The organism is Mesorhizobium sp. RSR380A, from assembly GCF_054719385.1.
Map to the genome: position 1 here is coordinate 3,187,778 of NZ_JBTTIB010000001.1, position 18,155 is coordinate 3,205,932.

Sequence of the window (18,155 nt, forward strand, 5' to 3'; positions counted from 1 at the left end):
TGCGCCTGTGAAAATTCATGCTTAGAAGCTGACAGTCCCATTTCGGCCCCAAGCTGTTATGCTGGCGATCCCTGTTTCTCCTATGGCCCGGCCGCTTCCGGGCGGCGGAGCTGGGGAAGCGGACATCCGCCGAACTTCGTAGACGAGGCCCTTTCATCTCGGCCATTCAGTAGCCGCCAGGGTTCCTGGATGCCGACGTTGCTTATAGCAGCGAAGCAATCGATACCGCCGCTCTTGCCACCTCGTATCGTGATGACGGTTGCGAGGGAGAATGCAGCTAGTGCACAGTAGCCTCGGAGGTGAAGATGTTGTTCGCGTCACACTCCGATCATGTTCGTGCCGCGCACGAGGATCCTCACATGGACAAAGCGACGACCATCGTTGGAATAGACTGTAGCCCACGCGCGTCCAGTAACTCAGGGCGGATGCTCGGCGAGGTTCTTCGCTCGCTCGAGAGAGATCGGCTGGTGAAGGTCGTGGAACAGGTGCGTCTGGCCGATGAGCGTATCGACTGTCTCGGGTGCGAGCAGTGTTATCAAACGTTCGGATACCACGGTGACGGGATCGATCGTGTTCTGTCATTCATGAAAGAGTCGGACGTGATTCTGATGGCTACTCCCACCTGCTTCGGAATGCCGCCGGCCCTGGGCGTCGTCTTGCTCAACAGATCGGATCCCCTGTGGCGCGACGGACAACAGCTCAAAGGAAAACTCGGAGCGGTCATCGTCAACGGCGCCAGCGATCCCTCGGACGATCCGAGTGTGCGCCTATGCGCGGACAACATGATCAAGTTTCTCGAGCAGCACGAGATGTCCTGCGTCCAGCCGGTCCATCTGGGCGGAACGCTCGCGTATCCCGAGCAACGGTTTCCAGACCCGCTCCCCGCCGGTACAACAGGCGTTCTCGGTCAATTGGCTGACGAGATCCGGCAGTGGGTCGGGAGCAGGTGATGCCGGCACATCTCTTGCTCAGTATTCTGTGCGAGAGTCGTTGCTCAGCTGGTCCGCGCTGCACTGCCGCGGAGGAACCGTGACGCCAGAAAAAGACAGCTTTCACATCGACAGCGTCGACGAGGTCGTAAGACGCGGTCGACATCAGCCCAAGCTGAGCGGTAGCAATTCGATCCTCGAACCCAGAAGCTTGGTCCGCGAACGGCCAGTTGGGCCTGCAACGGCAGCTTCGAGCAATCGTCGGCGACAGCGGAGCGACTGGAATGGGATCGGCAGCAGAACGGCAGCTTCTTGCAACTTCCCGGCGAAAAAACCGACGGTATCGGCCTCGTTCCAGCTGTCACGGGTCCGGCCGGTAAGAGCGCCCGCTAAACTTGGTCGTCAAAGCCGCGTTCGCCGATCTGCTCTGCGCATTGAGCGAGTTCCGATTGCCGCGACGCTCGTAACTAGTCTTACCGTGCCCGCCCTATACCCTCGACTGGCCGGGGGCTCTCGTGCCGGCGCCGAGCCGGAGCACTATGGCGGACAAGGACACCAGGGGCGGTCACAGTCCCAGTGCCGCAGCGAACCGTTCCTGGAAATACTGCACTCCCCGCTCATGCCGCCCCGAGAGCGGGCCGGAGCTATATGCCCCTGCGGCATAGTTGCGATGCGTATCGGGGCAGATGGTGTAGTCCTCGCGTACCACGGCCAGAGTGCCTTGCACGGATTTCGCCCTGCTCTCGGATGCTTCAGCAGCGATATCGGCAAAGAAGAAATGGTAATGCTGGTCTGTGTGATGCGGTGAGGTCGGATTGATCCGGCTAACGTTCATGCCGCCATCGAAAAGCGACAGCGTCCAGTTCGGCCACATCCAAAGCCATTTGCCGCGATAGAACAGATCGTCTTTCGGCGGTGCGGTCATCCGGACTAACCGGGATGGGCGGTGGTCTGGAAAGCTTCGAAGTCGATGGCAGCGTAGAACGAGGGATGCGTGCCAGGGGTGTGGTAGCCTTCGACGAAATTGTCGGTGTAGATCTTCCAGTTCGCCGCAAAGCTGACCGTGGCCTGATCGGTGGCGGCATAGGTCTCCAACGGCTCGTCCGCCAGTTCGGCGGGCAGAGAGCCAAGTTGATCCAGAAGACTTTCCTTCGGGTCAAGTGCCGCGAAGAGCAGCCCGCGCCATTCGGACAACTGCACCGTGTCCAGCGGCCAGTCTTCGGCGATGATCGCGGGATCCTTGCCATACCATGGGGCCTGCAGCAGCCGCCCGGTGTCGGCAAAGGACCATTTGTGATAGGGGCAAACGATCAGCCCACATTTGCCCGCGCCATCGGCCAGAAGTTTCGCCCCCCGGTGGCGGCAGACGTTCTTAAATCCGCGCAAGGTCCCGTCCCGGCCCCGGATGGCAAAGATCGGCGTGCCGGCGATGTCGATGGCAAGGTATTGACCGGACGTCGCGACCGAGGCGACAGGGCCCATGAACTGCCAGGTGTGCGCGAAGATGTTGCACCGCTCCTGCTGCCAGATATCATCGCGGACATAGAGCGACGGGTCCAAGTTCAGGTATTGCACGGGCGGAGTGTCGAGTGGCGGGTGGTCGGGGCGCAAGGTATCTGGCGTCATAGGCTAACCTCCAGTTCCGGCAATCCTGTCGTAAGCGGGGCGACATCCCAAGGGAACTGGCTCTGCTGCGCACAGCCTGTAAGCCGGTGCAATTTTGCTCTAACGCAGATTTGCTGGAGTTGCGGTTCATTTCCAATTCGCCGACCTAGTTGTCGACCGCGATCAACACGTCGGATGCCATAACAGCAGCATGGGCTCCAGGCCGACCTCGAGCCCAGTTCGTCGCCTGATGAACGGCGGGTCAGAATGGTGCGGTTCGCGCGCGAACGACGCGGATGGGGTCGGTTGCCGAACGGCAGCTATCCGCCGAGCCCGACCGAAACCTGACAGTCAGCAGCCGGCCCAGCAACAGTCTAGCGGCGTTTCTCTGGTGGCCAATCATGGCTGCAGGAGAAGCGAAATGGGACACTCGTGCTACGACCTCACCGACTCCGACCGCCGGGCATGGAATGCCGGGAAGAAGGTCGGGACGAAACGACCTCTGAAACCTCGACAGATATGGGCGATACGCTTCTTTCTCGATCGAGAGCTGCGTCTGCGAGACAGAGCGCTCTTCGATTTGGCGATCGACAGCAAGTTGCGCGGCTGCGATCTCGTCAAGATCAAAATCGGCAACCTCGTGGTAGGACCGGAAGTCCGAACTCGCGCGATGGTCATCCAACAGAAAACTGGCCGACCTGTTCAGTTCGAGTTGATGAGCGACGTACGCTCCAGCCTTCTCGCATGGCTGGAGCGACGCGGCGGAACAGTCGATGATTACGCGTTTCCGAGCAGGATCAATCCAAGGGCTCACATGAGTACAAGGCAGTATGCACGCCTCGTCGACGAATGGGTCGAGGCGATCGGGCTTAGACCAGAGGAATACGGAACCCATTCCCTGCGTCGCACCAAGGCCTCGATTATCTACAAAGCGACGGGAAATCTGCGAGCCATCCAGATTTTGCTCGGTCATACTAAGATCGAGAACACGGTCCGCTATCTGGGAGTCGATGTTGAGGATGCTCTCGAACTTTCCGAGGCAACTGAGGTTTGATCAGGTGCGGCTCCACTTCACGAGTGGAGCCGTGACCAATTTGCGCCGGTGGGTTCAACCGGTCATCGTAACACCTTCTGTAGCCTATCGGCCGGCGTTTCGAAGTCCAGGGTTTTCGGGGTCGCTGATTGAGCTGCAGGGCGACGGCGTTGAGTTGGGCCTGCGAGACATGGGAGAGGTTGGTTTCTCTCGGGAAGTACTGCCTGAGCGGACCGATGGTATTTTCATTGCTGCCGCGCTGACAGGGACTTCGCGGATCGCAGAAGTAGACCTGTAGATCGGTTGCAACGGTGAAGCTCATGTGCCGAGCCATCTCCTTGCCCTGGTCCCACGTTAGCGAGCGTCGTAACTCTTCGGGCAATGTGCCGTTCGTCTGGGCAAGGGCCGCCACGACGGTGGCCGAGTCCCTCCTCGCCACCTTTACAAGCATCGTGAACCGGCTGTGTCGCTCCACGAGGGTGGCGATGTGCGTGTCGTTCGCGCCGGTGAGCAGATCACCCTCCCAAATGGCCTGGGATGGCGCGATCCTCAGCCTCGGCGGGGCGCTCGCGGATGGAGATCATATCGAGTATTTGTCCTTGCCCCGTCCGGCTCTGTGCGCCTTTTGCGAGCCGCATCTGTCGTTTGGTACACAGGTGCGCTGTTAGTTCCTTCTTGAGCGCCCCTCGCGACTGGATGAATAGACTGCGATAGATCGCTTCATGAGATATCCGCATGCTTGGATCGCCTGGGTACTCTCGCCTCAGCCAGCCCGCTATCTGCTCCGGGGACCATTGCAGCGCTAGCTTTTGCGCCACCTGCCATCGTAGCCGCCCAGAGCTTGCCAGGCGACACTGCTTCGGGCGCAGCGCTCGCACCCAAGCATGCTTGTCGGCCCGGGTTGCACGATACGCTTGTGCACCGCCATTGCGCGAGATAACGCGACATATTGTCGATGGGGATCGCCCGAGACTTCGTGCAATAGCGCGGATCGCAAGACCCGCCGCGATCCCGCGAGAGATCTCTTCGCGTTCCGCCAGCCCGAGCGCCAAGGCCCCTCTACGCCTAGCTGACGGAGCAATGCCGCTGCGTAAGGATACGATCCGCTGAACGCCGGTCTTGTTCCGGCGGTCAAGTGCTCTGACCTCGGTTCCATCGCTCCCAAAGCTCGACCTTCTGCGCTGACGTAAACCAGATCCGTGAGGTCACCATGCAACACCTCTTCATCCTCTCAGATTAAAGCGGGTTGCGACGACCGGTTGAACCCGCCGCCTCATTCCGGTCGTTCGCCCACCTTCCGAAAACGGGTCGCCGGCGGTGAACTCAACTCTAACTTGTCGTCAGTAAGTTGTGTTCCGTGCCTCCTGGCCTAAGCGATTGCGTTTTTGCAATATCTCAGCTCAGCTCCGGCGTTAATTTAGATCAATCTAATGGACCCCTAATGAGTGCGCGCTTATCGACGGCCATTAGGATCGGGGAAGCCGCAAAGGCGATCTTCCGAAAAACTCAGAGCTTTCCAAGCCGAGAATTCGGAAAGCATGCAGACCTGAGCGAACGCGAACACGTCGGTGTTGAACCGATGCTTTTGGCGCTTTCTATGGAGCTGGCACTCAAAGCGTGGTTCGTCTTCGACCATGAAAATCCAAGAGTCGTCAAATCGCACAACCTGATAAGGCTGTTTGATCGCCTAAAGCCCGAAAGCCAAGAGAAACTCGACGCGGAGTTCAAAAGGTCAGTGGTCCCGTATCATCCCAATGGTTTCTACATCGAGTACAGCATTCGTCACATTCTGTATCAACACCAAGATGCCTTCACCGACTGGCGCTATCTTCACGAGGCAAAGAAATCGATGATGTTCGATCAGAGTGCTTTTGAGGCAACGCTCGAAATGGTGCTCCGTGAGTTCGAGAAGAGGTATCGGATTGAGCGGGTGAAGCCGCTTTGGCCATCCTGAATGTAGTCAGGATCGGAGGCCCCGATGCGGCCTTGATTGTTTCGAGCGGTAGCTTTGGGACCGGAGCTTTCCTTGCCGGAGGGAAGGGCTAACGACCGCAACGAGGCGGGCAGCGGCCTGACCGTTCCGGGCTTCAGGACCACGTGGCCTCGTCCGAAACCCACTTATGGAACGCGGCGATACGAGGGTCGGTCCAGCAATCTTTTCTGCAACACAAATGATAGGCCTCCGTGTCGTCAGAGATCTGCATATCTTTGAACGGCAGCACCAGTTCTCCCTTGGCAATCTCGTCGTGAAGCACAGAGAGGTCTCCGATCGCGACGCCCTGGCCCATGGCCGCGGCACGATAGGCCATATCGGCACTGGGAAAAACCTCACCCGAGTTCACGTCAAGAAGGTTCGGCGCAAATCGCCCAGCCCAAACTTTCCAATCGTGCCGATCAGGCGTCTCATGCAGCAGGTTATGGTGAACCAGGTCGGCAGGAAACGTTATTGGCACGCCCCTCTCCAGTAGCTTTGTAGAGCAAACTGGGGTGCCGAACGATTGCAACACCAACACCGCCTCGATATCTTTCGGCCGATTTGGATAACCGCAGTCAAAGGCGAGATCGAACTCACCTCCGAAGAAAATTTCCCAGTCAAAAGGAGCGGTCGTTACCCGAATACCGATTGCAGGCCATTGCTGCTTGAAACGGTCAAGCCGCGGTAGCAGCCACCGAATGGAGAAGGTGGGCGGGCAGATAACCTTCAGATGCCGAGGCTGGCGTTGCACGTCTTGAGCTCCCGCGGCAATGCTTTCGAACGCGGCCGCCAGGATCGGTTGAAAATTGCGCCCCGCATCGGTCAAAACCAACCGGCGCGGCAATCGTCGAAACAATTCCACTTGCAATGCTGTTTCCAACAGCTTGACGTGCCTGCTGATCGCTCCTTCGGTCACGCATAGCTCCTCAGCCGCGCGCGCAAAGCTTTCGTGGCGCGCGGCTGCTTCAAAGGCCCGAAGCGCATTGAGTGAAGGGAGACGCATCGACTGTCACTACCTCAGGAATTCTGAGCCTATCCCAGAGAAAGACTGGTTTGTAGCCGGTACGCTGTCTGCCTACGCTGTCATCTGCAAGCGCGAGGTTGGCACGGAGGCCTGACGGTGAGCAACAATCTTCTTGCATCGACGTTTCAGGACTTGTCCCATGAGGTTCGAGCAATCAGAATAGCTCGCTATGTCTCAAGATGGCGGCAACGGCATTTCTACCGCCGTGACCTAGCGCGACTATCGGGGGTAGCGCCGCACATGATCGACGATATTGGATTGACGGAGGACGAAGTGGAGTCTGAACTTGCAAAGCCATTCTGGCGATGATCGGATCCTGACTAGGCCGACCACTTGAAAGCTGGAACCCTTTGTCGAGTGCGCTAAGCTTCCCCTTCAGGTCAAGTCACGACGCGCCCACCCCAACCCTGAATGTCCGGCCTTGAAGATTCGCAGACCGAAGCTGCCGGTCAGCTACCGGCTCAAAAAATCTACCGGTCAGCAATGCGCCTTAACTCGACCAGAGAGTTCAATTTTGCAGCGGCCCGAATGGAGACATCGCCGGCGACCACGCCGAACGCCGCGGTTGCGCCTCAAAATCGTTGTTAAAGAATGGCCCCTAATTCGGCTGATCAATTGCCGCCCTCAAGCGGCCTCAGCCCGCGGGGCTTTCCCTTCTCACCAATTTCCCGTCTGGTTCTGCGCTGCACTCTTAAGCGCGAGAGAGGCGGATGTATCGAAACTGTCGGCGCAGGCCGCCTCGACGTCTGCTTTGGTTAAGCCAACGTCGCGCAGAAGGAAGTTGGACAGGTGACCAAGCCCACGCTTTATGTTGCGGCGGGTCCGCCACTCACAGACAAGGGCCAGCAACCGTTCGAGCGGAGGATCAAAAAAAGTGCGCGGCACGCGCAGTGCGGTCTCGCCTAGTGTCGTTTGCGTAATGTTACGCCAGGTCATGGTAGCCTCCGTTGGGGGATGCACGAATGACGACCACCATCATGGCAGAGGACGGGAAGGCACCAGGGCAGCTTCGGAAGCGTTCCGCTTCAGATTGTGAACTGGCCTCAGACCTCCGAAAGGCCTAACCTGCGGCAAAGGAGCGGTCAGCCATGACGCGACGGCCTTACGGACTGGTCTGCCCGATCTCGCACGCCTGCGAGTTCCTGGAGCCACGCTGGACAATTCAAATCCTGACCGAGCTCTGGAACGGCTCGACCCGCTTTAATGACATTCGCAAGGGGGTGGGCAACGTCTCGTCCGCCCTCTTGTCGAGGCGGCTCAAGGAAATGGAAGCGTTGGGCCTGGTCGAGCGCGTCGAGGACGAGGCGACGGGCACCATCAGCTATTTCCGTACCGAAAAGTCGATAAGGCTCGAGCCGGCGATGAACGCGCTGGCGGAATGGGCGCAATGCAACATCGAGGCGGAGATCGCGCTCGCCGACGTGGATGTTTCGACCCTCATGTGGGCCGTGCGGCGAAAGATTGACCTCGCTGAACTGCCGCGGCGGCGCGCCGTCATCCGCTTCCATTTCCGCGACGATCCCCCACCGAAGTGTCCCCATTACTGGTTTGTGGTCGAGCCAGGCGCGGACTTGCCCGAGCTCTGCTCGCTCGACCCCGGCCGGGACGTCGATCTTTACGTCGAGACCGGCGTTGTTTCGCTGGGAGCCATCCTGGAGGGCCGCTCTAGCATCGAGCGTGAGAAAGAGAGGGGCGGCCTTTTCCTCATCGGCGACCCCGGCCTCGCGCGAAGCATGGACCGTTGGCTGCGAATCTCGGTCTACGCGGCGCTTGAGGGAATCGTCCAGCTTTCTTGAAAGCCATGTTTGGAGTGCAGCCTTATGCAACCCGCCCAGGACGACAAAGCCATTTGGCTGGCCTCAAAAGCTATGGTGCAATCGTCCGTTGTTGATTGCTGCTCACTGAAAGCCGTGGGTTAGGCGAGCAAGATACGCTCAGCGAGCGTGCGATGACCTTCTTTGGGGCAGGCCATCATTTTGTCGATCAAAGAGCGCAGAACTCCTTTGACCCATTCGTTGCCCACGGCACGGATCGCGTACTGCGCGCCTCGATAATCGTCGAAATTCGGGATCAGTCTGCCGCCGATAGAAGCCAGCGACGGACAGGCTCGCTATCATCAAAGGCCGCCTCGAAAATTGATGATGCGAGCACGGCACATATGTGAAGGGTTTCAGAGCCGACGTTTCGAAACCCGTGTTTTCGATTAGCCGGAACAACAAGTGATTGCCCTTCGATTATGCTAACCGACTCGTTGTCAATCCAAATCTCTGCTTTGCCGGTGACCACAGAGAGCACTTCTTCAACACGGTGACTGTGCGTCGGGGCGCCCATAGCCGGCGCTACCCATTGCTCGAAAATGCACAGCTGAAGCGCGCCGTTCTCAGCGGATATAAGCATCCGGGTTTCTACTCCAACTCGCCATTCCTCCCGCCGCTGTTCCGCATGTGAGATTATCTTCATGATGATTGTGGACCCCTCTCACTTCAAGCAAATGTTCTTCTCCTGTAAGGACCCGCCCGCAACTCTGAAATGCACATCGAAGCAACGTCCCAACCTTGGCCAGAGCACAAGTAGATGGTCCGTGTCGGCACCCCCGGAGCCCTCAGCGACATCCATCCCCCTGCTTGTCACCAGATGAGACTTCGATCAATCTCGCCAATTGAGGTCCTCCCGGTTAACGCCATTGCCGTTTCAAATTCCCGGCGTAACAGGTCAACACAGTGCCTGACCCCATCGGATCCGCCCAAGGCAAGCGCATAAACATATGGGCGGCCGATCATCACCGCGGTTGCTCCAAGAGCGATAGACTTCAAAACATCCGTTCCCCGTCTGATGCCGCCATCGATAATAATTGGAATCCTGCCGGCCACCCGCTCGGCAACTGCCGGCAGTGCATCGATCGTTGCCGGCAGCGTGTCGAGGTTCCGTGCGCCATGATTGGAAACCACAATGGCGTCGGCGCCTGAGCTTATCGCCAGTTCAGCGTCCTCAGGATCAAGGATGCCTTTCAACACGATAGGCAGAGCTGTGAGAGAACGAAGCCACTCAACATCCGGCCATGTCAATATTGCACGCTTTGGCGAACCACCGATCTTGAAGAGGCCTGTATTGCGGTCATTGAAATAAGGGGTGGTGAGCGCATCGGGAATTTTGAAACCGGCTCGCATTTGCCTTCGCCGATCGCCGAGTGTTGGCATATCCACCGTTACGCAGATCGCCTTCGCTCCGCCCGCAGCGACTTGGGCGACAAGGTCACGGTTGAAACATCGATCGCTCTGCCAATACAACAGGAACCAGATCGGCACAGGGCTTGTGGCCACGCATTCCTCGATGGTTGCTGTTCCGCTGGTCCCCAGAGTGAATATCGCACCGGCTTCGCCCGCCCCGCGAGCGGCAGCCACCTCGCCCTCGGGGTGTGACATGCGTTGGAATGCCGTTGGCGCCAGAAAGATCGGATGAGAGAGCCTTTCACCGAAGAGCGTAATGCTTGTGTCGATCTTCGAGACGTCCCGCAAAACCCGCGGCCTGATCCGCAGCAGGTCAAACGCACCTACATTGTCCCGCATCGTAATTTCGTCACCAGCCGCGCCGGCGATAAACTCATAGACGGCATGGGGCAAACGATCACGTGCAGCAGGTTCGAAGTCTGCCAGGCAAAGAAATTCATTTGCGAGATCAGAAGGCATTTGCCACCCGGCTGCGGTGTTCAAGACGTTATGCTGAGTTGTTACGCTGTTCAACAGGCCGCCCGTGCTCCACGGCATCTTGAGCTTCTTTCCAGAGCTCCGGCGATACAATCGTGCTCGAATCGGAGTGACATTGAGTTGAGCCCATCCGTGCTGACCAGAAGCCAGAAGGCTCCTGCTGGACAACGCGCTTTTGTCGTCTGCCGTGCTGGTGGCCAAGCCGTCACGCCCTCTCTGAAGGACTTCTCTCGTTTGAGGATGCGCCTAGACGGCACCCTTTCAGATATTTATGTTAGACATCTCTAAAGTAGGGATGAGCCGCTCAGCTTCAGATTGCGCCAAGGCCTGCATTCAAGCTCTGATTTGTTGTGCTTTTTCATCCGGGGGCACGCCAGTATGACAAGCGAACGTCAGCACGAATACGAGTTGGGACATTCGGAAAGAGAACTGAGAAGGCTGGCGACGCAGGCGGCATTGGTTGACCCGATGACCCGGGATTACCTGCTGCGAGCTGGCCTTCGAGCGGGAATGCATGTCCTTGACGTGGGGAGCGGCGCTGGCGATGTCGCCTTTCTCGCGGCTGATATTGTCGGACCCACAGGTCTTGTTATCGGCTCTGACAGGTCGGCGGAGGCTCTTGACGCTGCTCGGGCGAGAGCCGCGCAACGTGGTTTGGAGAATGTAATCTTCCACCAGTGTGATCCTGCCACCTTCACTTTCGATATAGCGTTCGACGCTGTTGTTGGCCGATACGTCCTAATGTTCGCGCCCGATCCGGTCGAGATGTTGAGAGGGGTTGCGCGGCATCTTGGTCCCGGGGGCGTGATGGTATTCCACGAAGTCGACTGGACTGGCGCTGCCTCGTTTCCCTCCGTCCCAACGTACGACAACTGCTTTCGGTGCATTGTGGAGACATTTCGTCGTGTAGGGACCAACCCCAACATGGGCCTGCAGCTCCATGCGACCTTCGTAAAAGCCGGGCTGCCGGCCCCTAGCATGGCGGTAAGTGCTCTCGCCGGAGGTGGATCAGACAGTATGAGTGGCATTGATCTGATCTCCGATCTCGCAGCGACCATGGCTCCGGTGATGGAGCAGATGGGCGTTATCGCAGCTTCAGAACTCGGTCCCGAAACGCTGCAAGATCGAATTCGCGCCGAGGCTTATGCAAGCGGAAGCGTGGTGGTCGGCCGATATGAGGTGGGCGCCTGGTCACGACGAATGTAGGCACCACGGTCATGCGCCCGCGCTTCCCTCGTTCAGCCCGCTCGAGCTGAAATTGACCGCTCAACAATGGAGGCGGAGAAGACGCATTAGAGCCGTCCGACCGCTACAGCGGTAGCGCCATCAAGACAGCGCTGCTACCTCAGAGCAGCAGGTGAATTGCCACAAGCTCGATGATCAGCAAAACGGCGCACACCACGCCCGCAAGGGCATAGCCTCTCCAATACGCGCGTATGTCCTGATCGGTTTGGAATGCTTCTAGCCAGAGCCCGTCGGGGGAGACGCCAAGGCAAATGGGGATAGGCATCGCGGCTGGCACGATTGTATTAGGTGCTAAAGCATCTCTGCCCAACATGCAGGCGGCTCTCTGACCGCGAAGAACAGATATTAGCCTGCGCTAACTAATGGCGAAAGCCCCTCATCGAAATATCGCCGGCCTGTCCTGATTGTCTCTTTGGTTGTTTCAAACTGGGCAATGGCGTGTCGCCGCAGGAGAGCGGGACAAAGAACAACATCGTCGGTGTACGACCTGGCTCGCTGCCGACCAGGTCATAGCTGGCTCCGGCGCTGCCAAGACTTGGTGACACCGGTCTGGCCGCTGGCGAAAATATGCGATCCTGCTAAACTTAGCCCGTGTGAACACGCATGAATGGGGGCTTTGTGCCGGTATCATATGACCTCATTGGCAAGACAGCCGTCGTAACCGGCGGAGCAAAGAGTATCGGCAAGGCAATCGTAGAGCGCCTTGTAGCGTCGGGTGCTGCAGTGCACGTGTGGGATCGAGATCAGATCGAACTGAAGGGTGTGGTGTCTACGAAGGTCGATATTACCAGCCGCGATCAGGTAACCCATGCGATCAACATGATCGTCGGTCGTGGCCAGCGTATAGACGTTCTGGTTAACAACGCCGGTTATCTAGGAACCCTTCACCCGTTTGACCAACACGAACCTGCAGACTGGCGAAGCATCATCGAAACCAATCTGATCGGCACGATGCAAGTGACGCAGTTGGTTTTGCCCCACATGCGAAAATGGGGTGTTGGCCGCATTGTCAATATGGGCTCTTTGGCGGGCAAGGAAGGTCTTGCCAACCTTGCCGCCTATTCAGCCTCCAGCGCAGGTATCGTAGTCTTCACAAAGGCGCTTGGGCGTGAGGTCGCCAATACAAACATACGCGTGAACTGCGTCGCTCCTGGGCCAATCGATACGGACATGATCCGAAACCTCGGGGTCGCAGCTGTCGAGACAATGATCGCCGATAGTCCAATGAACCGGCTCGGCCGGGTCGAAGAAGTTGCCCACATGGTGGCCTGGCTGTGCTCGGACGCCAGCAACTTCAATACCGGCGCGGTATTCGACATGTCGGGTGGGCGGGCGCGTTACTGAGCGCCGACTGTGTCTCGGTGCTTTCAGGCGGCCCCGCGTCACCGTGGACCAAATATTCCCACCCCTAACGGCGACCTATGTGATCCCCTCATGGCAACTCTGCGGTACGAGGTAAGGCGGGAACCGGATGGGACGTGGACGGTGTTCGACGTTTTCACCGGGCAGCCGGCTATTGTAGTGGGCCACCCTTCTGTCGACCTTCCCGACATGGAGTATGCTGAAGAGCTGGCAGCCATCCTGAATGCCAACGACCTGAAGCAGAGGCTATCTCACGGGAGGCTCCCCGGAGGGCTCGCCTGACCGAGGTGGCATGACAAGTTAGCCATTCAACGCCTTCGTACTGCCCTTCCAGGATGGCTCGTCCGATTCCGAGCAAGCATTTGTTATTGAATTCCCGACTACGACCGTCTTAAATCGACTTGCCATTGCGTTTCGTAGGGAGGATTTGATGGGCAACGTGGTGCCAATTCGCAGGGCCACGCGTTGCGTGGAAGTAGTCGGAGCCAGTGGCGAATGGGTCGTCCGCATCATAGAGACCGACCAGGAAATTACACGCTCATTGGGCCTGGAATCGTTTGCGCTGTCCTTAGCGGAAGGCCAGCGGATACGCCTGCATCTCGACAAAACGCTCTGGGTTGAACGGTGCTAAATCCCCGAGCCGTCCAGTTGCTGGCTGTCTTGCCTCCCCAGGGCGCCGGCATGGAGGCTCGGTTTTTCGGCAGTAACCTCGAGACGGCTCGACAAGCCTGAAGGTCGATCGTAAAATCGGCTCAAAGCTCCTGCCTCGGGCCGCGTTCTCGCCGCTCAATGATCGTCAAACTGCCTGCGTAGGTGATCAGGTGAAACCAGGACCTATTCCTTGCGCGTCACGCCCCTCTTTCAGCCGCGACGACTACATGCTGGCCCGCTTTCTGAGGATTTTCACCGCGAAGCTGACGGTCCGCTTGCGGCCCCAATGCTGCCCAGGAGCAATGCGCCTCTGAGGTGACCAGAGTGAAGAAGCTAGGCGAAACCCGCACGACGGGCGCCTTCTCTGATGGCAGCAATGGCGACAGGATTGGTAACCGGATAGGTTCTGATGAACACCTCAGCCGTGAAATTCGGGAACTCGTCCTTCAGTCGCGAATTGATCCTGGCGACCTGAGGAGTTTCATTGAGCATCGCATGAGCCATTGCCAGAAACAGAAGGGTGGCGGGCGAATCTGGCGCAGATTGACGTAGCGCGACCAGTGATTCACGGTAAAAGCCTAGAACGTAGCTGCATCGAGCAAGCATTCCATAATACCAGGGAACATAAGGATTTAGCCGGACCGCTCGCTTGGCCAGTTCGTAGCCACGCTTCGGGTCGCTGCCAACAAGAGCAAGGCTACCCGCAAGAAAGGCAAGTGAGTCCGCGTCATTTGGAGCAGCCACCAACACTCGGTCATGTTCTTCGACAGCAGCTTCGACATCGCCCTGCAATGCCCGAAGATCGGCAAACATTATGCGGGCGTAAATGTCGGCCGGGTCGAGCGCCAGCGCTTGCTTGACACATTGGCTCCAGCTCTCGATTGAGCCGGAAAGGTTGTCGGTAAACCCGTTGATAGCTTCCACAGCATGCGCAAGTGCCAGCGCGGTCCAAGCTCTTGCTAAACCCGGATCGAGTTCGATCGCACGCGCCAGTAGCCGTATCGCCTCCTTGTTCGACTCACGGGTGAAAAGGTGCTTCTGCTCAAGCCCAAGCAGATAGCAGTCATAGGCCTGCAAACTTGCTGGAGCCTTCCGACGAGCCGCATCGCGCCGCAGATTGGCGAGCTGACCGTGGCAAGTTGCAAGGACATTGATGACGTTTTCGGTCACGCTGTCCAGCATCGCAAACAGGTTGTTCGCGGAACGATCGTAACGCATCGTCCAGACATCGACCCCTGTGTGGGCGTCGACGAGTTGGACGCGGATGCGCACCCGCTGCCCGTCCACTTGAAAACTTCCCTCGATCACATAGTCGGCATTCAACTCTCGTCCGAGTGCTCGCACGTCAACACGCCGTCCCTTGTAGGAAAGCATTGTTTGGCGGGCGATCACCGCAAGGTCCCGGTAGCGAGAGAGATCAACTATGAGGTCCGCCGACAACCCATCAGCGATACGAGTCCAGCGTTCTTCTCCGCTTAAATTGTCGAACGGGAGAACTGCGAGGACCGGCGGACCCGGCTCGTCGGTCGAAAGACTTCCGGGTGGTGCATGGCTGCGGTCCTGCTGGCGGTGATCGGCAAGTAACCCAGCAAGCGCCACTTTACTACGAACATCGAGCTTCCGATAAATGGCCGAAAGATGGGTCCGAACGGTGGTAGGCGCTATGAAAAGTGTTTCGCCGATTTCGCGATAAGTCATTCCCTCCGCAAACTTTGCCGCGACCATCAACTCCCGATCCGATAAGCCGGCGAGAGGATTGCCTACGGCGCGAAGCATCGTTTCATTTTCCTTGCTGCCGACCTGTGGCCAGAACCCGATGGCCTTACATCAGGATGAAAATACTACAGATGCGATATCGAAAACACTGCATTTGCACGATTCCATGCGACGGGTCAGCATCCTAGTCTCTGCAGATCGGCAGGGCAGGTTGCTGGCAGGCCTGGTCGATTCGGAACACGGAGGGCTCCATGACAAAGTTGTCTGTCTTGACCGTAATACTGGTGCTTTTGGTGTCGGTGGGGCCATGCTTGTCCGAAGGTACCCAAACCAACAGCAAACTGACTTCCGAAGAAGCGGTGAAAGCTGCCAGCTCTGAACTGTATTCCGACATTCTCGTGCGAGCATGCAGGAACGGATGGCGGTATCCGCGCAGCTACATCGAAAATGGATTCAGGCGCCACCTGGCGGAGCTGAAACTGCAGCTTGTCGATCAGGGTTACAGCGTCGTACCCAACATGACCGTGAATGATCTGCCCGTCCGAGTACCGATATCGGAGACCAAACGCCGTCTGGTTGGCTCGCGCCAATTCAGCTGTTCCCACCCATACTGGCGCTATGAATGACTCCACGCGACGGTGTGCAATCTGACAGCCTGATTTCCGGCGGTTCTCCCCAGGTTGGAAGGAGGCGTTGACGAATGGCAGGTTGTTATTCCAGGAGGAGTGACACTCCTCCTGGAGCTGTAAACAACGTCATGGAATGACCGCTCTTCGGCTGCGTGGCTCCGCAAGCTGCCGATCCGCTACCGGCCCTGTTCCAGCCGTCAAGGGGCCGGCCGGTAAGAGCGCCCGCTAAACTTGGTCGTCAAAGCAGCGTATTCGTCAGTTGACAAGGCAAACTTCGCTCGATGACCGTGAACTCGAACGGCAGCTTACCGACGAGCGCTTCCTAGAAGCAGACCGTCCGGATACGGCCCAAAATGAGACGTTGGAAGCATTGAGGGCAGGGGACAGTTCGTGGCGCAAACGAGATAGCAGTTCCGAGTAGTCATCGCTGTTCGCGAAACGGTCGATTCCTGGAAATCGCAATGTCGTGTATCGACTAACGCGCTATCTCGGCTCGAGGACCAATTCAGGTACGCGCCTGACATTAGCTGTTGAGCATAGATCCGTGCGTCCCGGAAAGCGGACGCGGCACGATCCGGGTTAGGCGAGTAAGATACGCTCGATGACGGCGGCGCGCGCGGAACCGTCGCAACCAAGGATGAAGCTGTTGCTGGAGTCGAGCGGGCATTCACGCGGCCATTGCCGGAGCAGATCGGCGCTAGGACGGCCCAGCAGCCTTTGTCGCGGGGGGACACTTTGCGGCGGGCGGGCCGCTGGGCTCGACCGGTGAGACTCAGCGCCGTCCGGCAAACAATATGCGCACGACTGCCAATGCCAACGAATCATACAAACGGAGGAAGGAAGCGATCTAACCAGCTATCGCCATTTCCGATGCGAACGCCTAAGCCTTTTATGAGACCTAAGCGCAGCTTGCAGGCCGCAGCATGGTCCCAATTTGGGACGAATAGTTTGGCACCCATATTGCACCCACATCTTTCGCCGGCTGATCCCCGGTCCTGATCGCGTACTCTGATCAGGTGTAAGGCTCGCCGGGCTCGAGGTAGTTGGGGTCTTCGCCCGGCGAGTTGTCTACCAATGCGCAGTCACAGCCACACGGTGACGCCATACTCAAGCATTCCGCGGTTGTGCATCGCCCGACCAAGGTCCGATCGGTATGGGACTTCAGTCGCGCAAAGGGCCGATACGGTCTCCGACTCCGGATTTTTTTGCTAGATTTCAGAGGGTTACAAAGCGCTTCGCAGTCGTCAGTCGCTCATTGCAACAAGCATTTATCTAAAGTTCATTCAGTCGAATTAGGAAACTCTTATAAGCCGCTCTATAACGAATCGGCGAGGTGGCTATTCGCCTGAGGAGGTACCATGACATCCCGAAAAACGCTGTTGGCAGCGCTTGCCGCGCTTGCGCTAGTGACCGCTCCTGCTTTCGCTGGCGCGGGTGGAAATGGTGGTGGTCACGGCAATGGTGGTGGTCACGGCAATGGCGGTGGTCACGGCAATGGCGGTGGTCACGGCAATAGCGGCAAGTCCGGCAACAGCGGCGGGAAGTCCGGCAACAGCGCTTCGCACGGCAAGTCGGCATCGGCTCACGCCGGAAAGAAGGCCTCGGGCGAAGACCAGGTCGCCGTCGACGACATTGAGGTCGCCGCGACGCCTAAGGACAAGAACATTCACGCCAAGCTTGGCCGGCTGAACTCGCTGCAGCGCAACATCAACGCTTACATGAACTCCAAGAGCAAGAAATTCGCCGGCATTCAGGCTTATGTGACAGCGTCGGCGGCCGCCAAGGGTGCCCAAGCCGCGGTAGATGCCGCCCAAGCCGAAGTCGACGCGTTGAACGCCAAATTGAACGACCCGAATACTCCGGCCGACCAAGTCCCGACCCAGGAGCAGATTGACGCAGCGCAGGCGGCGCTCGATGCCGCCAATATAGCGGCGGCCGATGCTGCTGCCGCCGTCCCGTCGCTGGATGACGCGCTCGCCGATATGGCCAACAAGCCGGTCGACGCCGAGGTCACCGAATGGGCCAACGGCGTGCTTGCCGAGAAGATCGACGAGATGGCTGCCAAGCAGACTCCTGCGGCAACGCCGTAAGGCGGTCACAGCTGAAGCGACCCTAGTCGAACGTGCAAGCCGCCGGGTCACCCCCCCCCGGCGGCAGGGCGACCCGAGCTTGCCACCTTATTCTCCTCTTTGAGGGCGACCCCTAAACAAGCGGAGTTGCTAGCTACCGACGCGTAGGAACAAAAGTGCCGAAATACCGTGTTGAGGAGATGGCAGGCGATG

Annotated in this window: 16 protein-coding genes and 1 pseudogene; 9 read left to right on the plus strand and 8 right to left on the minus strand. The window is 58.3% G+C overall.

The window, feature by feature from the left end:
• Positions 1 to 359 precede the first annotated feature (359 nt).
• Complete coding sequence (locus ACYG9Z_RS15525; protein ID WP_023697489.1) at positions 360 to 950, plus strand: flavodoxin family protein; 591 nt, start codon at positions 360 to 362, stop codon at positions 948 to 950.
• Positions 951 to 1,494: 544 nt separating this feature from the next.
• On the opposite strand, the gene ACYG9Z_RS15530 is transcribed toward ACYG9Z_RS15525, so the two are convergent.
• Both ACYG9Z_RS15530 and ACYG9Z_RS15535 read right to left on the minus strand, forming a co-directional pair.
• Positions 1,495 to 1,854 carry an SRPBCC family protein gene (locus ACYG9Z_RS15530; RefSeq protein ID WP_023697490.1) on the minus strand — a complete coding sequence of 120 codons (360 nt, stop codon included), beginning with the start codon at positions 1,852 to 1,854 and terminating at the stop codon, positions 1,495 to 1,497.
• 5 nt (positions 1,855 to 1,859) lie between these two features.
• Entirely contained in the window at positions 1,860 to 2,555 is a 696-nt protein-coding gene (locus ACYG9Z_RS15535) for an aromatic ring-hydroxylating oxygenase subunit alpha (protein WP_023697491.1), read from the minus strand.
• A gap of 400 nt (positions 2,556 to 2,955) precedes the next feature.
• Here ACYG9Z_RS15535 and ACYG9Z_RS15540 point away from each other — a divergent pair, with 400 nt between their 5' ends.
• Positions 2,956 to 3,588, plus strand: coding sequence for a tyrosine-type recombinase/integrase (locus ACYG9Z_RS15540; protein WP_023697492.1), 633 nt, complete (start codon positions 2,956 to 2,958; stop codon positions 3,586 to 3,588).
• Between the two features lie 62 nt (positions 3,589 to 3,650).
• Here ACYG9Z_RS15540 and ACYG9Z_RS15545 read toward each other — a convergent pair.
• Positions 3,651 to 4,779: pseudogene (locus tag ACYG9Z_RS15545) on the minus strand (IS30 family transposase).
• A 229-nt stretch (positions 4,780 to 5,008) separates the two neighbouring features.
• Between ACYG9Z_RS15545 and ACYG9Z_RS15550 the strand changes: the two are divergent.
• On the plus strand, positions 5,009 to 5,521 hold the full coding sequence (locus tag ACYG9Z_RS15550; RefSeq protein ID WP_023731489.1) for a hypothetical protein: 513 nt from the start codon (positions 5,009 to 5,011) through the stop codon (positions 5,519 to 5,521).
• A gap of 133 nt (positions 5,522 to 5,654) precedes the next feature.
• Here the strand turns inward: ACYG9Z_RS15550 and ACYG9Z_RS15555 are convergent, their stop codons facing one another.
• Positions 5,655 to 6,545: a LysR substrate-binding domain-containing protein gene (locus ACYG9Z_RS15555; protein ID WP_023697495.1), complete on the minus strand. Its 891-nt coding sequence runs from the start codon at positions 6,543 to 6,545 to the stop codon at positions 5,655 to 5,657.
• Positions 6,546 to 6,662: 117 nt separating this feature from the next.
• Here ACYG9Z_RS15555 and ACYG9Z_RS15560 point away from each other — a divergent pair, with 117 nt between their 5' ends.
• On the plus strand, positions 6,663 to 6,875 hold the full coding sequence (locus tag ACYG9Z_RS15560; protein WP_444848989.1) for a DUF1127 domain-containing protein: 213 nt from the start codon (positions 6,663 to 6,665) through the stop codon (positions 6,873 to 6,875).
• 348 nt (positions 6,876 to 7,223) lie between these two features.
• Here the strand turns inward: ACYG9Z_RS15560 and ACYG9Z_RS15565 are convergent, their stop codons facing one another.
• Positions 7,224 to 7,502 carry a DUF1127 domain-containing protein gene (locus ACYG9Z_RS15565; RefSeq protein WP_023697496.1) on the minus strand — a complete coding sequence of 93 codons (279 nt, stop codon included), beginning with the start codon at positions 7,500 to 7,502 and terminating at the stop codon, positions 7,224 to 7,226.
• A gap of 152 nt (positions 7,503 to 7,654) precedes the next feature.
• Between ACYG9Z_RS15565 and ACYG9Z_RS15570 the strand changes: the two genes are divergently transcribed.
• Complete coding sequence (locus tag ACYG9Z_RS15570; RefSeq protein WP_460221613.1) at positions 7,655 to 8,362, plus strand: winged helix-turn-helix transcriptional regulator; 708 nt, start codon at positions 7,655 to 7,657, stop codon at positions 8,360 to 8,362.
• Between the two features lie 274 nt (positions 8,363 to 8,636).
• Here ACYG9Z_RS15570 and ACYG9Z_RS15575 read toward each other — a convergent pair whose 3' ends face one another.
• Both ACYG9Z_RS15575 and ACYG9Z_RS15580 read right to left on the minus strand, forming a co-directional pair.
• Positions 8,637 to 9,026, minus strand: a complete 390-nt coding sequence (locus ACYG9Z_RS15575) for a cupin domain-containing protein (protein WP_023697500.1) — start codon at positions 9,024 to 9,026, stop codon at positions 8,637 to 8,639.
• A 167-nt stretch (positions 9,027 to 9,193) separates the two neighbouring features.
• Positions 9,194 to 10,276 (minus strand): alpha-hydroxy acid oxidase, encoded by a 1,083-nt coding sequence (locus ACYG9Z_RS15580; RefSeq protein WP_245259989.1) that lies wholly within the window; start codon positions 10,274 to 10,276, stop codon positions 9,194 to 9,196.
• Positions 10,277 to 10,648: 372 nt separating this feature from the next.
• Here ACYG9Z_RS15580 and ACYG9Z_RS15585 point away from each other — a divergent pair, with 372 nt between their 5' ends.
• Both ACYG9Z_RS15585 and ACYG9Z_RS15590 read left to right on the plus strand, forming a co-directional pair.
• A complete protein-coding gene (locus ACYG9Z_RS15585) occupies positions 10,649 to 11,476 on the plus strand; it encodes a methyltransferase domain-containing protein (protein WP_023746408.1) in 828 nt (275 codons plus the stop codon).
• A gap of 642 nt (positions 11,477 to 12,118) precedes the next feature.
• Positions 12,119 to 12,859, plus strand: a complete 741-nt coding sequence (locus ACYG9Z_RS15590) for an SDR family NAD(P)-dependent oxidoreductase (protein WP_023699925.1) — start codon at positions 12,119 to 12,121, stop codon at positions 12,857 to 12,859.
• Between the two features lie 1,002 nt (positions 12,860 to 13,861).
• Here the strand turns inward: ACYG9Z_RS15590 and ACYG9Z_RS15595 are convergent.
• Positions 13,862 to 15,304, minus strand: coding sequence for a LuxR C-terminal-related transcriptional regulator (locus tag ACYG9Z_RS15595; RefSeq protein ID WP_023699402.1), 1,443 nt, complete (start codon positions 15,302 to 15,304; stop codon positions 13,862 to 13,864).
• Between the two features lie 191 nt (positions 15,305 to 15,495).
• Here ACYG9Z_RS15595 and ACYG9Z_RS15600 point away from each other — a divergent pair, with 191 nt between their 5' ends.
• Positions 15,496 to 15,870 (plus strand): hypothetical protein, encoded by a 375-nt coding sequence (locus tag ACYG9Z_RS15600; RefSeq protein ID WP_156931637.1) that lies wholly within the window; start codon positions 15,496 to 15,498, stop codon positions 15,868 to 15,870.
• Positions 15,871 to 17,231: 1,361 nt separating this feature from the next.
• Positions 17,232 to 17,963 carry a hypothetical protein gene (locus ACYG9Z_RS15605; RefSeq protein ID WP_023716274.1) on the plus strand — a complete coding sequence of 244 codons (732 nt, stop codon included), beginning with the start codon at positions 17,232 to 17,234 and terminating at the stop codon, positions 17,961 to 17,963.
• Positions 17,964 to 18,155: the final 192 nt, after the last annotated feature.

Coding starts and splice junctions, on each gene's coding strand:
- ACYG9Z_RS15525 (WP_023697489.1), top strand. CDS start 360: ATGGACAAAGCGACGACCATCGTTGGAATAGACTGTAGCCCACGCGCG.
- ACYG9Z_RS15530 (WP_023697490.1), bottom strand. CDS start 1,854: ATGACCGCACCGCCGAAAGACGATCTGTTCTATCGCGGCAAATGGCTT.
- ACYG9Z_RS15535 (WP_023697491.1), bottom strand. CDS start 2,555: ATGACGCCAGATACCTTGCGCCCCGACCACCCGCCACTCGACACTCCG.
- ACYG9Z_RS15540 (WP_023697492.1), top strand. CDS start 2,956: ATGGGACACTCGTGCTACGACCTCACCGACTCCGACCGCCGGGCATGG.
- ACYG9Z_RS15550 (WP_023731489.1), top strand. CDS start 5,009: ATGAGTGCGCGCTTATCGACGGCCATTAGGATCGGGGAAGCCGCAAAG.
- ACYG9Z_RS15555 (WP_023697495.1), bottom strand. CDS start 6,545: ATGCGTCTCCCTTCACTCAATGCGCTTCGGGCCTTTGAAGCAGCCGCG.
- ACYG9Z_RS15565 (WP_023697496.1), bottom strand. CDS start 7,502: ATGACCTGGCGTAACATTACGCAAACGACACTAGGCGAGACCGCACTG.
- ACYG9Z_RS15570 (WP_460221613.1), top strand. CDS start 7,655: ATGACGCGACGGCCTTACGGACTGGTCTGCCCGATCTCGCACGCCTGC.
- ACYG9Z_RS15575 (WP_023697500.1), bottom strand. CDS start 9,026: ATGAAGATAATCTCACATGCGGAACAGCGGCGGGAGGAATGGCGAGTT.
- ACYG9Z_RS15585 (WP_023746408.1), top strand. CDS start 10,649: ATGACAAGCGAACGTCAGCACGAATACGAGTTGGGACATTCGGAAAGA.
- ACYG9Z_RS15590 (WP_023699925.1), top strand. CDS start 12,119: ATGAATGGGGGCTTTGTGCCGGTATCATATGACCTCATTGGCAAGACA.
- ACYG9Z_RS15595 (WP_023699402.1), bottom strand. CDS start 15,304: ATGCTTCGCGCCGTAGGCAATCCTCTCGCCGGCTTATCGGATCGGGAG.
- ACYG9Z_RS15600 (WP_156931637.1), top strand. CDS start 15,496: ATGACAAAGTTGTCTGTCTTGACCGTAATACTGGTGCTTTTGGTGTCG.
- ACYG9Z_RS15605 (WP_023716274.1), top strand. CDS start 17,232: ATGACATCCCGAAAAACGCTGTTGGCAGCGCTTGCCGCGCTTGCGCTA.